The following is a 13,675-nucleotide window of genomic DNA, read 5'->3' as shown; positions in this document are numbered from 1 at the left end:
TTATTTATTTGTTAATAATGTGTCCGAGTGGGTACATTGTGGGTAAAAAAAATCACACGTACCTATCCATATTTTCCGACTGTTTTATACAGTAGTTATCCTGTTCGTCCAGATAAATGATATAATACTCCATTGCTCCGTTTGTTCGTAGCAATTCGTCCAGTTTGTCTGTTTCTATTGCCATAATTGCGGTAGCATATGCATCGGCGGTGGTACAATCGGACGCAATAACTGTTGCACTTAAAATACGGTTATTCGCCGGATAACCTGTCTGCGGATTAATCGTGTGTCCATATCGTTTGCCGTTTTGGGAGCGGTAGTTATTATAGTTCCCCGAAGTCGCAACCGCTGTTTTTCCCGCCAGACGAAGGATTATTTCAAATTCGGACGATTTATCAATTCCCAAATACTTGGGCGGTTTAATTATTCCGATAGACCAATCCGAGCCTGCACCATTTTTACCCTTTGTTACAATCTCGCCGCCAATATCAACCATGTAGTCATTTACACATTTGCTGTCGAGGTAGCGGGCAATAATATCACATGAAAGTCCGTCCCCGATAGCGGAAAAGTTTAGTTGAATACGGGAATCTTTCTTTTCAATGAAACCATTTCTTAGAGTAACTTTGTTGTAGCCGACATACTCCATTATTTCATTTATCAAACTATCAGATGGTTCTTCCATATTCTTAAATCCAAATCCCCAAAGATTGATTAACGGAGAACAGGTAGGGTCGAATACTCCTCTTGTCTTTTCCGCAAGTTCCATTGAGCAGTTAAAGGCTTCTATGAAAATGGCATCCAAAGCAACTTCCTTGTTATTATTTACTTTCGATAAGGTTGATTGCTGGTCGAATGGATTTAGGGATTCGTAAAAAGCATCATAAATGAACAGGATATCTTCGCCCAAATCATAAGGATAGTTGTAAGTTATCCTGTAATAAGTATGCCTTTCTCCCGTCAATACATGATATTTGCTCTTATCATCGCATCCGGTAGAACCATATAATATAAATGGGAACATAGCTAATGTAAATTGCTTATTGATTAACATATACAGCAACTCTTTTTACAATATCCAGAGCCGTAGTCAGTTTAGAGGTGTCGGAATAAATGTTGCCATCGGAACCGTCGGGGCTGCTATGTCCGATAAGCTCTGCCTTAAATTCCCGTTGCTCATTAGTTAAATCAACCACAACCTGAAAAACGATTGCAGGTTGTCCGCTTCCCATTTTTCCACCGGAATAATTAGCATCTCCCTCTTTCGCGTCTTTAGGATAATGCTCATTGAAATCCGTTGAGTGATTAAATTCGCACTTAACAACGAACTGCTTAATATCTCCGCTCATTTGAAGGTTAGTAGCAAAACTGCCTTTGGGTGTCGCCCCGGTTACGGCATCCGGTAGCGGTTCGTTTTTAGTCGGAAGATAAAGCCCGTCGGCATACTGCTTACCTTGTGAATAACTCCAACAGGGGAGCGACTCTTTACGCCTGTTTCCTCCGGCAGCAGTCCATGACTGCTTTGCCAACTTCTCGCTAACATAGATTGTGGAAAGGAAATTTCCTTCCAAATCCTCTGTCCATATAGCTATCTGTGGGGCATTCTTCTTTTTGATAAACCAGAAGATAGGAAAGTCATGTAACCACTCGTTCCCTTGTTCTATGGCGACTTTAATATTACCGTTGCCAAATTCCGAATGAATAGTATTCTGTCCGCTGCAACCCAATGTCGTTATTGCTAAAGCCATACTCAAAATTGCTTTTTTCATTGTTGGTTATTTTATCATTATATCTATCAATACATCAATTCCTTTAGCTATCTGATCCCAACCTTTATCGCTTTGAATATCAATGCCGTTATACATCTTACAGTTTTCAGCGAACATGGCTAAATAGACAATTCCTGCATCCATAAGAGCAGATATAGCTTGTAATTGCTCCTTATCTACCTTTGCGAATCCGGACATCATTTCCATAAATTGAACTCCGTTTTTTTCTCTTTGGGCGCGGATTTCTACTACGAAATCTTTATCGGAAGAAAGTTCCCACCTTTTTAATCTTTTAAGCGCAATATTATCCCTGTATTCAGCTATTTCCCTGCGATAAAATGTTTTCAGATAGGCTTTAATATCCGAAACATCCGGTCGCTCCAATGGTGTATTAAGCCAAAAATCATGCTTCTTCATGTAAGCATAGATTAAACCATCAAGAGATTCAAAATAGCGGTAAATGAGAGTTTTGTTTACTCCCGCTTGCTCTGCCACTTTCCTTACTCCAAGCGATTCAAAACCTTCCCCTACAATAAGTTCTCCAACCGCATTAATCAGTTTTTCTTCGGTCATATCCCGGTCTCGTTCTATTTTCGTCATTTTGATTCAATTTTGTACCCAGTTGGATACAAAATTAAGTAACCATTCGGACACAACCAAATTTTTCAGTGATTATTTTTAGATTGAATGTGTATTTTGCTGAAAATAAAAGAAATATAGCAATGGAAAGTAAAGTGTATATGTTATTGAAAAATAAATCGTATATTTACAGTAGAGTTATTTGAAACAGTGGAAAAACAATGCAAACTAAAGAATTTCGCTCGTTTCTAAATCATTACCTATTCTACTTTTGCGGTTTATTAAATGCTTTTTATATAGCAAAATAGAAAATAAACGCATCTTCCTTTTAAAGATTTTTATCCCTTTCTTCTCGTATACTATTGGCTATTCCTACAATGAAACGATATATGGATGGAGGCATACAGTTTAGTGTGAGATTTGCTTTATTATTAATTGTTGACAAGTCTGAAATTAAAAGACAACTGATCATTATAGCTAATCTAACCCATGGATCAGTGAATTTTGTAGTTAATAATTGACCTCTAATTCGTTCAAATTCCATTATTGCATAAAAATTTGAATGTGTATGTATTGAAGTATATTTATATGCATTTATATAAGCGCTTGTTGGTAATACGACAGCTACAAGGTTGCTGATGCTAAGAGGTTTAGTGATATTCCCATCAAAAAGAAAACGCCAATTATATTTCTTTTTATCAGCTTTGTATAATTTATATAAATTTTGTTCTGATAAAGATTTGTAGAAATTACAATTTTCAATGGCATTGATTAAATCAGATAACGTATTTTTGTCTTCTTCTAAAATATGCTTTACTTCTTCGCGAACACTTTCTTCTATTTTAAATTTTGATTTTTCTGTTAATCCATCAATTTTCCATAATAAATACCTGAATATCTTTTCATCTTCTGATTTTGGATAAATAAATATATGATTAAATGTTGTATAAGTTTCCATTATTGCACGAAATACAACATTTACTGAAAATAAATCATATCCATTCATTCGAGTTTGCTCTCCCGAATTGCGGTGCTCTATAATACCACAGGATAAATGATAAAATGAAGCAGAATGAATTGCATATTTATCAATTAATAAACATGTATATTTGTCAATCTCTTCTTTACTATCATCTTTATATGCAGTATACATTGGAGTTAATACACCTTTTAAAATAAGTTCGTATAAGAATAAAGGATTTTCCTTGAACATAGATTCCAGTTGAAAGTCGGTAAACAAATCTTTCATATGCTTGATAATTTATATGTGACAAAGATATGGGATTATAATGCAATCTATTTGCGTAACATTTGAATATTAAAAAAAATATCAGTTATTTCGAGAATCATGTTTTTTTTGTTCACTCTTGAAATTTAATTCCATAATTTGTAAAATATCTCATAATTTTCATATCTTTGTATCTGTAGTTCATACAGTTATGTAAAAAAGAGAAATATAGAGATATTGCCTCTTGGGATATAACATGGGACTGAGTATTTGATTAAAATAAGATATTGGCTATGTGATAGTTAGATGATTCGTTCATCTTCCGTCCATACCGCAGAAAGCCTGTTAGTCGATTGATTAACAGGCTTTCGTTTTATGAATTCTTCTGTCCGTTCTGCTAAAAGGTTTAGCTATTATCGATTGTTTTCACTACGCGGCAGGGATTACCCACTGCGACCGAATCGGACGGAATATCTTTCGTTACCACACTTCCGGCACCTATCACCGCATTATCGCCGATTGTCACACCCGGGAGGATGACTACATGTCCGCCTATCCATACATTGTTCCCGATAGTTATCAGGTAGGCATATTCTAATCCTGCAGTGCGTTGCTTTACATCGAGTGGATGCCCCGCTGTATAAATCCCCACATTAGGAGCAATGAAAACATTATCGCCGATTGTGACCTTAGCCCCGTCGAGGATGACAAGATTCATGTTAGCAAAGAAGTTTTCGCCGATTTCGATATTATACCCGTAATCGCAGTGGAATGGCTGCTCGAATATAAAGTTGTCGCCAATCTTGCCTAAAAAAGACTTTAATAGCTCTTTACGCTCTTCTGTCCGGGTAGGAGGGAGGAGATTGTATTTGTATAGCAAATCCTTTGCCCGAAGCCTGTCTTCGACGATCTCTTTATCGAAATTGGCATCATACAATAATCCCCGGGCAGCTTTTTCTTTCTCGGTCATTATTTCTCTGCGGCTAAAAGTTCTTCGACACAGACTGCTAAACTGTCTTTCCATTCAGGAATAGTCAGCCCGAATGTGGTTTTTATCTTTGTTTTGTCCAATACGCTGTATTGTGGGCGTTTGGCTTTGGTCGGATATTGATCTGTCGTAATGGGACTGACTTGGCAACCGGTGATTCCGGCATCCTTGTGTATCTCTACCGTGAAGTCGTACCATGTTGTAATACCTTCGTTACTATAATGGTAGATGCCCGGAACAAAATCCTTCTCTTCGCTGTAATCGAGTATATGCCCGATTGCTGCTGCCAAATCGGCTGCATTGGTCGGTGTACCCGTTTGGTCGGCTACGACATTCAGTTCGCTTCGCTCGCGACCTAAGCGTATCATTGTTTTCACGAAGTTATTGCCATAAATGGAATACAACCACGAGGTGCGGATAATGATAGACTCGGGGCATTTAGCAAGGAGAGAGCTTTCGCCTTCTTCTTTCGATTTGCCATATACCGATTGAGGGTTTACCGGATCGCTTTCTACATAAGGGCGATTATTGGTGCCGTCAAATACATAATCCGTTGATATCTGGATAACCCTTGCTTTATGCTTGGCTGCTACGATGGCGATATTAAGAACAGCATCGTGGTTTATTTTGTAGCACAGGGCGACGTCGTCTTCGGCTTTGTCGACAGCGGTATAAGCAGCGCAATTGATAATATATTTGATGCTATTCTCTGCAACAAAGGCGTCGATAGCTTCAATATCGGTTATATCTAATGTATCCGCATCAGTAAAGAAAAAACGGAAATTGTTATTGGGGTTGATGTTGGTCAATCGTTTTATTTCACTCCCAAGCTGCCCGTATGCTCCCGTGACGAGAACGTTTTTTTGTAATAACTCGAATGAAAATACAATATTTTTAGCTGCTTCGTCTTGGTCGTCAGCCTGTTTACTTCCTGTTAAGAATGCCATATCTGTATATATTAAAAAATTACGGAGAATAAGATTCGGTCTTATTCTCCGTAAAGATAGTATAATTAGTAATAATATTTTACTGTCTTCCGCAAACTGTTACGTCGCTTGCAATCTTTTTAACTAATCCTTGCAATACGTTACCTGGCCCGAGTTCTACAAACTCCTTAGCTCCGTCTGCAACCATGTGCTGAACGGACTGAGTCCATTTAACAGGAGCTGTAAGTTGAGCGATAAGATTTGCTTTGATTACTTCAGGATCTGTTTCGCCCACAGTGCTTACGTTTTGGTATACAGGACAGATAGGCTTAGAGAATGTAGTAGAGTTGATTGCTTCCGAAAGTTCTACTTTTGCAGGTTCCATCAGCGGAGAGTGGAACGCTCCTCCTACTTTTAGCTTCAATGCGCGTTTAGCGCCGGCAGCCAACAGCAATTCGCATGCTTTTTCGATTCCTTTTTCGCTTCCCGAGATAACGATTTGTCCCGGGCAGTTGTAGTTAGCCGGTACCACCACTTCGTCGGTGATAGAAGCACATATTTCTTCCACTTTTTCGTCAGGCAAAGCTAATACGGCAGCCATAGTCGAAGGGTTCATTTCGCAAGCTTTCTGCATCGCCAAAGCTCTTTTATATACAAGCTTCAACCCGTCTTCGAAACTGAGGGCATTGGCAGCTACTAATGCCGAGAATTCACCCAAAGAGTGTCCTGCCACCATATCAGGCTTAAACTCGTCGCCGATGGTTTTGGCTAAGATAACCGAATGCAGGAAGATAGCCGGTTGAGTAACTTTGGTTTGGCGAAGATCTTCGTCAGTACCTGCAAACATAAGATCGGTGATTCTGAAGCCAAGAATCTCGTTTGCTTTTTCGAACATTTCTTTGGCAACAGCCGAATTATCATACAGGTCTTTTCCCATTCCTACGAACTGGGCGCCCTGTCCCGGAAATACAAATGCTTTCATCTTTTTCTAAATAGAGTGTATTTGTTATTATGTTATTTTAATATAGATACTATTTCAGCCGACAAAATTAGTGAAAAAAATCGGAAGAGAGTCAGGTTTTATAATTTCATCTCGAATATAGGAAGTAATAAGGAGGAATTTGTTGGGGCTGAAAAGATATTTAGTTGAAAACCAGACCCCTTAAAAGTAGAAAAGCCCGCAATATCACATCGCTGACTTTCCAACCTTAACACAAACAGTACAAAGGTAAAAAATATTATTATAATACACCAAATAATTCAGATATTATTTCGGAAGTTTTAGATTTTTTTTGAATTTCATGATTTGCTATTTTGTTTATATTTCTTATTATTAGGTGTTTAGGTATTTTCTTCATATATCGAAATAGGATTCGTATAACATTTGTCTATATTTCGAACTTGTGTAATGTTGACGCATTTTTCTGCTATTCTATCAGATCAATTCTCTTTGTCATTTTGGATTTGTCTTTGATATAGGCTATCTTCGTTGAAAAATAAACCGTTTTGAAGCGACCGATAAAAATAAACTTCATATTGCCTTTCAAACCCCGCCGTCCTGCCGGAGGTTTCAAAGTAATGTATGAATATGCCAACCGATTGAAGCGGAAAGGCTACGATGTTCATCTGACTTTCCCTATCAAAACTCCTTTTATGCAATATCGCCTGCCTTTCTTTATCCGATGGGGGTTGTCTATTGTAGAAGGTTTCAGGACATGCCGCTGGTTCGATTTCGACGAAGGTATAACGATGTCTTACGCCTTTTCTGTCAAAGATAAGTATGTAACAGACGCCGATATCGTGATTGCCACGTGGTGGGCTACTGTGTTGGATATGGGTAAGTTATCGCCACGGAAGGGGAAGAAGATAAACCTGATTCAAGGCTTTGAGAACTGGGACGGGCACGAAGATTTGCTTTTCGAATCGTACGATATGAAAGATACGGTAAATGTTGTTGTTGCTTCTTATTTAGAAGAACTTGTGTCGAAATATACTGATAATGAGATTGTACTGATCGAAAACGGGATTGATGACAGTGTATTCCATGTGAAGCGGGAAATAGCCGGTCGCCAGCCATATACGGTTGCTATGAATTATTCGTTGCAGGAAATCAAAGGCTCTAAATATGGTTTGGATGCGCTCTATATGGTGAAAGAGCGTGTTCCCGAACTTCAAGTCGAATTGTTTAGCATTTTCCCTGAGCCGGATGGACTTCCCGATTGGATTAAGTTTCATCGTGCACCGGATGATTTACCCGATTTATACAATCGCAATGCGATATTTATCTCCAACAGTTTCACTGAAGGTTTCGGCTTGGTTTCGGTTGAGGCTATGTTTTGCGGGTGCGCCCTCATATGTACGGATATACAAGGGCATAAAGAATATGCCTTCGATGGCGATACAGCCCTCTTGGTAGAGCCCGGAAATGCTATGCAGATGGCAGAAAAGATTTGCTGTTTGATAGAGAATGATGCGGAGCGAATAGCCATTGCCAAGCACGGAAACGAATACGTTCAACGCTTCAAGTGGGATAATGCCGTAGACAAAATGGATCGGGTTGTCAAGAGCCTGCTATAAATTATGTATGCTTTTCGAGGACTAAACGATTATCGATGATATTGGGTATCTCTGACTCATAGTGCGTTACGTATATCAGCGATTTATCTTTCCCACAAAATTCTTCAATCAACTGCTTTATCCGTTGCTTGTTTGTTACGTCCAATCCGTGTAATGGTTCGTCCAGAATAAGCAGGTCGGGATTTTTGACCAATACACGAGCTAATAAAACCAGTCGTTGCTCCCCCGAAGATATATGGAGGAAGGAAACATCTTTCAGATACTCTATTCCCAATAGCTGCATCCAGCTCAACGCAATGGCTTCCTGTTCGTCGTTGCACTTGCGATAAAGCCCTATCGTATCGAAGAAGCCCGAACCGACAATTTCTATGCAAGGAACATTTTTAAGATAATACAAATGCATTTCGGGAGAGATGTAGCCGATATGCTTTTTGATGTCCCAGATGCTTTCGCCTGTTCCGCGTTTGCGATCGAAGAGGGTTATGTCATTGGCATAGGCCTGTGGATTATCGCCGCATATAAGGCTGAGTAAAGTAGACTTACCCGAACCGTTTGGCCCGAGCAAAACCCATTTTTCGCCCCGTTTGATGTTCCAGCCCAGTTCTTTAAGTATTGTCCGCGAACCGTAGCGGATATGGATATTGCGAAGGATGGCCGCATAGTCGTAAGCTATTGGGCTATCGTTGCCGGTGTTGGGGATGAGCGATGTTTGCAAGGTATTCTTTCTGAATAGCTTATCCTGTAATGTCACATCTTGTAGGAAATCGTTACGGGTAACGGATGGGTAAATATGCTTGTCTTTGATGGGGAGTACGTCTGTTATGATTTCGGGGATGTCGCCGGGATTGGAGAGTAAAAGGACTATCTGCAATCCTTCCATTTCGGACAAACGGACAAACAGCTTATCCAAGACTTCCCGCGAGGCGGTATCTAATCCGATATAGGGATTGTCGAGAATGAGAATTTTGGGCTGCGACAACAGCGAACGGACAATAAGGATTTTTCGCAACTCGCCACTGGACAGGAGGTTTACTTCCTTTTCCATTAAATCGGCTATCCCGAACCACTCGGTTAATGTGTTCAGCCAGTCTTTATCGGCTTTCCGCATTAAGTCCTTTATTACCGGCACTTCCTGCTCGTCACCTTTGTTCCAGCGTTGTTGGTAATAGCTGTTTTGGGCGTCGATGATACCATATATATCTTTGAATGCCACGCTTTTTACGACTGCCGAAACGGGTAGGGGATTGCCGGCATCGTCATTGCAAGTGACTTCTCCCTGATGGAGACCGTATTTCCCCAGCAGAATGTCAATGAGTAGCGTTTTGCCTGCACCGTTGGGGCCTGTTATTGCCCAGTGCCTATCCTTTTCTATGCTCCAACTGATGGGTTGTGCGAATTGAAGTGCTGCAATGCGGGGTATTGCGTTTTCGATGCTGATAATAGTCCGGTTCATGCGGTGGCTTATTTTGGATACAAAGGTAAAAAAGAAAGGGATTGCTTTCACAATCCCTTCCCTTATATTGTATGATGTCTGGTCCTGAAATAGCGTTACAAAAAAAAGTAATGTTATGGAAGAAATTAAGAATGAGTACGTAAGGCGTACGCAAAGGGATTATAGTGTATCCTTTAAGTTGTCAGTAGTTTCCGAGATTGAGCGAGGCGAGATCTCAGTGACAGGAGCTCAACGTAAATATGGGATTCAAGGAAATGCAACAGTTATCAATTGGCTCAGAAAATATGGTACCTTTGACTGGGAAAATCAAACGCCAAGTAATATGCCAAAGAGTAAAGAACAAAAGATTCTGGAGCTTGAGCAGAAAATCAAGCTATTGGAAAAGCAGAAGGCTTTTCTGGAGAAGCAAGCCGAGAACTCGGATAAGAAAGCTCTTTTCTTTGATATGATGATCGATATGGCAGAAAAAGAGTTTAATATCCCTATCCGAAAAAACTCCTTACCCGAACAATCGACCGATTCACCAGAGAACATAAAGTGAGTAAAAGCTCCACCTGTGGATTGCTCGGGGTAAGTAGACAGGTTTATTACCGTTCCTTGCGGTCAAAGAAGAGAAAGCAAGCTAAAGCCCAACAAGTTGTAGCTATGGTAGAATCTGTACGCAGAGATATGCCGCGCATTGGCTTTCGTAAGTTATATTATCTTCTTTATGAACCATTAAAAGAATTAAAGATAGGACGCGATAAGTTTTTATCCATCCTAAAAGCTAATCATATGTTGATCAAACCTAAAAGAAACTATCGGATAACCACCGATTCCCATCATCGTTTCAGGAAGCATAAAAATCTTATAGTTGATATGCCGTTAAAACAACCGGAGCAGGTCTGGGTATCGGATATAACTTATATTGGCGGCAGAGACAGGAACTGTTATTTGGCGTTGGTTACGGATGCATATTCCAAGAAGATAATGGGGTATGATATCTCTAACAGCTTGACCACTGAGGGTTCTTTAAGGGCATTGAATATGGCCATAAAGCAACGATGCTATAAAAATAAGCTGATTCATCATTCTGACCGGGGATTACAGTATTGTAGCAATGATTATCAAAGATTGTTGAAAACAAAAAAGATAATGCCAAGCATGACTGAAAGCTATGATCCTTATGCTAATGCGATAGCAGAAAGGGTGAATGGTATACTAAAACAGGAATTTTTATTGGAAGATTATCTGGTTGACATCAAGACAATGAAACTTTTGGTAAAAGATGCTGTCCGTATTTACAACACCAAAAGGCCTCATTGGTCATGCTATATGAAAACCCCTGATGAAATGCACAAACAGAAACGGATAGAGATCAGAACCTATAAAAACAAAGATAGTTATCGGGCTAGCCCGACAACTATCTCATAAATTATTAATATTTTTGTCTAATAAAACCTGTAACGGTTTTTTAGGACTAGTCAATATACTTTATATCTTGCTTATAATCTCATCCAATGCACTTTGCAGTCCGTCAATGTTTTTACCGCCTGCCGTTGCAAAGTGAGGCTGTCCGCCTCCGCCGCCTTGGATATGTTTGGCTGCATCACGTACAATCTGCGAGGCATTCATACCATTCTTGACCAGATCATCACTGAACATCAATGTGAGCATCGGCTTGCCATGAGCACTTGTCGTCCCGATAAATACTGATTTGGCAGGGAACTGTCCTTTAATCTGGAAAGCTATATCCTTGGCAATTTCAGCAGGGAAAGAGCCGGTCATCACAAATACGTCGATGCCATGTATCGATTGCTTACTTTTGATAATCAGTTCTTTTACCTGTACTGTTTTTTCCTTAATATATTCTTCCGCTTGTTTTTTCAGTTCGGCATTTTCCTCGAAGAATTTTTGTATGGTTTGTTTCAGGTTTGGAGCATTATTGAAGAATGCCCGTACATCGCTCAGTATATCTTGTTGCGCGTAGATGTATTCTTCACATACTTCGCCCGAGATAGCTTCGATACGGCGTATTCCGGCAGCAATCGAACTCTCGTTGATAATGCGGAAAGTCCCGATACGCCCCGTAGACGAAATATGCGTACCTCCACAAAGCTCGATAGAGTTGCCGAAACGTATGACACGAACTTCTTCTCCATACTTTTCGCCGAACAGAGCCATAGCACCCATTGCCTGAGCTTCGGCAATAGGAACCTGACGGCATTCGTCGAGCGTAATATTCTGGCGGATTTGTCCTGTCACAAATTTTTCTACTTTCCGGATTTCCTCGTCGGTAAGTTTTTGGTAATGAGAAAAATCGAATCTAAGAACTGCTGGCGATACATACGAGCCTTTTTGCTCTACATGCGTTCCCAGTACTTCGCGCAACGCTTCGTGCAATAAGTGTGTTGCCGTATGGTTGCATTCTGTTGCCGTACGGTTTTTCTCGTTGATGCGGGCGGTGAATGTTGCTGTGAGATCAGACGGCAGTTTGTTTGCCAGATGAACGCCAAGGTTATTCTCGCGCTTCGTATCGATTATCTCTGTTTTTTCATCACCATTGATCAGCCATCCGCTATCGCCGACCTGTCCACCCATTTCGGCGTAGAATGGTGTTTGCGATAGAACTATCTGATAGTATTCGTTATTCTTTTGTTTTACCTTGCGGTAGCGCAGGATTTCAGCCTCACATTCCGTCATATCGTAGCCTACAAAAAGCTGTTCGCCTTCTTTCAACATAACCCAGTCGCCCGTTTCGATAGCCGCAGCATTGCGTGCGCGGTCTTTCTGCTTCTGCATTTCAGCGTCGAACTCTTTGGTATCTACCGTCATGCTGTTTTCGCGCAGAATCAACTCTGTCAGGTCGAGCGGGAAACCGTAGGTATCGTAGAGCGTAAACGCAACCGTGCCCGAAAGGACCGTCGTATTGTTAGCTTTAGCTTCTTCTATTTGTTTATCGAGCAACTTGATACCCGTTTCGAGGGTGCGAAGGAAAGATTCTTCTTCTTCCTTAATCACTTTCTCGATAAGTGTTTGCTGTTGTATCAGTTCAGGGTAAGCATCGCCCATCGTATCGATAAGGGCAGGGATAAGCTTGTACATAAACGCGTGGTGCTGACCGAGGAATGTATATCCGTAGCGTACGGCACGGCGCAATATGCGGCGAATCACATATCCGGCTTTGGCATTCGACGGCAATTGCCCGTCGGTAATGCTGAAAGCAATTGTGCGGATGTGGTCGGCGATAACGCGCATAGCAATATCCTTCTTGCTGTCCTTGCCATATTGGCTGTTTGTGATGTCTCCAATGGCTTTAATAATCGTTTGGAATACATCCGTGTCATAATTCGATGTCTTGCCTTGTACGGCCATGCAAAGGCGCTCGAAGCCCATGCCGGTATCGATTACTTTGGCAGGTAGTTCTTCCAGCGATTTGTCGGCTTTGCGGTTGAATTGCATAAAGACAAGGTTCCATATTTCTATCACCTGCGGATGATCGTGATTGACAAGCGAACGGCCACTTACGTTGGCTCTCTCCTCGTCGGAACGCAGATCGATATGTATTTCCGAGCAAGGCCCGCAAGGCCCTGTGTCGCCCATTTCCCAGAAGTTATCTTTTTTATTTCCGTTGATGATGCGGTCTTCCAACAAGTATTTCATCCAGATGGAAGCTGCTTCGTCGTCACGATCTAAGCCTTCTTCTTTGCTCCCTTCGAAAACGGTTACGTAGAGGCGGTTTTTGTCTAACTTCAATACTTCGGTCAGGTATTCCCATGCCCAGTCGATGGCTTCTTTCTTGAAGTAATCGCCGAAAGACCAGTTGCCGAGCATCTCGAACATCGTATGGTGGTATGTATCATACCCGACTTCCTCGAGGTCGTTGTGCTTACCGCTTACACGAAGACATTTTTGAGAGTCCGCGACGCGTGGATATTTGATAGGCGCGTTGCCTAAAATAATATCCTTAAACTGGTTCATACCTGCATTGGTAAACATCAGCGTAGGGTCTCCCTTGATTACCATCGGTGCAGACGGAACTATTTTATGGCCCTTCGATTCGAAGAAAGCCTTAAACGAGTTGCGAATTTCTTTAGAAGTCATCATGTATTATATTACGAATTATGAATAATTAGTACCTTGATTTGCTAATTCAGTTTGCAAAAATAACTCAAA

Annotated in this window: 12 protein-coding genes; 3 read left to right on the top strand and 9 right to left on the bottom strand. The window is 40.8% G+C overall.

Annotated elements, in window-relative coordinates; genetic code table 11:
* Positions 1 to 52 precede the first annotated feature (52 nt).
* The 7 genes from D0T66_RS02025 to fabD all read right to left on the bottom strand — a co-directional run bounded on the left by D0T66_RS02025 (position 53) and on the right by fabD (position 6,472).
* On the bottom strand, positions 53 to 1,054 hold the full coding sequence (locus D0T66_RS02025; RefSeq protein WP_163355333.1) for an FAD:protein FMN transferase: 1,002 nt from the start codon (positions 1,052 to 1,054) through the stop codon (positions 53 to 55).
* Complete coding sequence (locus D0T66_RS02020) at positions 1,041 to 1,769, bottom strand: hypothetical protein (RefSeq protein WP_370520753.1); 729 nt, start codon at positions 1,767 to 1,769, stop codon at positions 1,041 to 1,043. Before D0T66_RS02020 ends, D0T66_RS02025 begins: the two co-directional genes overlap by 14 nt.
* 6 nt (positions 1,770 to 1,775) lie before the next feature.
* Positions 1,776 to 2,369 carry a TetR/AcrR family transcriptional regulator gene (locus D0T66_RS02015; RefSeq protein ID WP_163355332.1) on the bottom strand — a complete coding sequence of 198 codons (594 nt, stop codon included), beginning with the start codon at positions 2,367 to 2,369 and terminating at the stop codon, positions 1,776 to 1,778.
* Positions 2,370 to 2,676: 307 nt separating this feature from the next.
* Complete coding sequence (locus tag D0T66_RS02010) at positions 2,677 to 3,597, bottom strand: DUF5677 domain-containing protein (protein WP_163355331.1); 921 nt, start codon at positions 3,595 to 3,597, stop codon at positions 2,677 to 2,679.
* Between the two features lie 385 nt (positions 3,598 to 3,982).
* Complete coding sequence (locus D0T66_RS02005; protein ID WP_163355330.1) at positions 3,983 to 4,546, bottom strand: sugar O-acetyltransferase; 564 nt, start codon at positions 4,544 to 4,546, stop codon at positions 3,983 to 3,985.
* On the bottom strand, positions 4,546 to 5,511 hold the full coding sequence (rfbD, locus tag D0T66_RS02000; protein ID WP_163355329.1) for a dTDP-4-dehydrorhamnose reductase: 966 nt from the start codon (positions 5,509 to 5,511) through the stop codon (positions 4,546 to 4,548). The genes D0T66_RS02005 and rfbD overlap by 1 nt, the downstream gene beginning before the upstream one ends.
* A gap of 79 nt (positions 5,512 to 5,590) precedes the next feature.
* Positions 5,591 to 6,472, bottom strand: a complete 882-nt coding sequence (fabD, locus tag D0T66_RS01995; RefSeq protein ID WP_163355328.1) for an ACP S-malonyltransferase — start codon at positions 6,470 to 6,472, stop codon at positions 5,591 to 5,593.
* A 524-nt stretch (positions 6,473 to 6,996) separates the two neighbouring features.
* Here fabD and D0T66_RS01990 point away from each other — a divergent pair.
* Positions 6,997 to 8,067 carry a glycosyltransferase family 4 protein gene (locus D0T66_RS01990; protein ID WP_163355327.1) on the top strand — a complete coding sequence of 357 codons (1,071 nt, stop codon included), beginning with the start codon at positions 6,997 to 6,999 and terminating at the stop codon, positions 8,065 to 8,067.
* A 1-nt stretch (position 8,068) separates the two neighbouring features.
* Here D0T66_RS01990 and D0T66_RS01985 read toward each other — a convergent pair whose 3' ends face one another.
* Entirely contained in the window at positions 8,069 to 9,520 is a 1,452-nt protein-coding gene (locus D0T66_RS01985; protein ID WP_163355326.1) for an ATP-binding cassette domain-containing protein, read from the bottom strand.
* A 115-nt stretch (positions 9,521 to 9,635) separates the two neighbouring features.
* Between D0T66_RS01985 and D0T66_RS16310 the strand changes: the two genes are divergently transcribed.
* Positions 9,636 to 10,061, top strand: coding sequence for a hypothetical protein (locus D0T66_RS16310; protein ID WP_255489681.1), 426 nt, complete (start codon positions 9,636 to 9,638; stop codon positions 10,059 to 10,061).
* Entirely contained in the window at positions 10,058 to 10,933 is an 876-nt protein-coding gene (locus tag D0T66_RS01980) for an IS3 family transposase (protein WP_370520752.1), read from the top strand. The genes D0T66_RS16310 and D0T66_RS01980 overlap by 4 nt, the downstream gene beginning before the upstream one ends.
* Before the next feature lie 60 nt (positions 10,934 to 10,993).
* Here the strand turns inward: D0T66_RS01980 and alaS are convergent, their stop codons facing one another.
* Positions 10,994 to 13,606 carry an alanine--tRNA ligase gene (alaS, locus tag D0T66_RS01975; protein WP_163355325.1) on the bottom strand — a complete coding sequence of 871 codons (2,613 nt, stop codon included), beginning with the start codon at positions 13,604 to 13,606 and terminating at the stop codon, positions 10,994 to 10,996.
* Positions 13,607 to 13,675 lie beyond the last annotated feature (69 nt).

It is taken from the genome of Dysgonomonas sp. 25, assembly GCF_010501075.1.
In the GTDB taxonomy this organism is placed as follows: domain Bacteria; phylum Bacteroidota; class Bacteroidia; order Bacteroidales; family Dysgonomonadaceae; genus Dysgonomonas.
The sequence above is the reverse complement of the archived record's forward strand: the minus strand, read 5'-3'. Positions and strand labels throughout refer to the sequence as shown.

Coding starts and splice junctions, on each gene's coding strand:
- D0T66_RS02025 (WP_163355333.1), bottom strand. CDS start 1,054: ATGTTAATCAATAAGCAATTTACATTAGCTATGTTCCCATTTATATTA.
- D0T66_RS02020 (WP_370520753.1), bottom strand. CDS start 1,769: ATGAAAAAAGCAATTTTGAGTATGGCTTTAGCAATAACGACATTGGGT.
- D0T66_RS02015 (WP_163355332.1), bottom strand. CDS start 2,369: ATGACGAAAATAGAACGAGACCGGGATATGACCGAAGAAAAACTGATT.
- D0T66_RS02010 (WP_163355331.1), bottom strand. CDS start 3,597: ATGAAAGATTTGTTTACCGACTTTCAACTGGAATCTATGTTCAAGGAA.
- D0T66_RS02005 (WP_163355330.1), bottom strand. CDS start 4,546: ATGACCGAGAAAGAAAAAGCTGCCCGGGGATTATTGTATGATGCCAAT.
- rfbD (WP_163355329.1), bottom strand. CDS start 5,511: ATGGCATTCTTAACAGGAAGTAAACAGGCTGACGACCAAGACGAAGCA.
- fabD (WP_163355328.1), bottom strand. CDS start 6,472: ATGAAAGCATTTGTATTTCCGGGACAGGGCGCCCAGTTCGTAGGAATG.
- D0T66_RS01985 (WP_163355326.1), bottom strand. CDS start 9,520: ATGAACCGGACTATTATCAGCATCGAAAACGCAATACCCCGCATTGCA.
- D0T66_RS16310 (WP_255489681.1), top strand. CDS start 9,636: ATGGAAGAAATTAAGAATGAGTACGTAAGGCGTACGCAAAGGGATTAT.
- alaS (WP_163355325.1), bottom strand. CDS start 13,606: ATGATGACTTCTAAAGAAATTCGCAACTCGTTTAAGGCTTTCTTCGAA.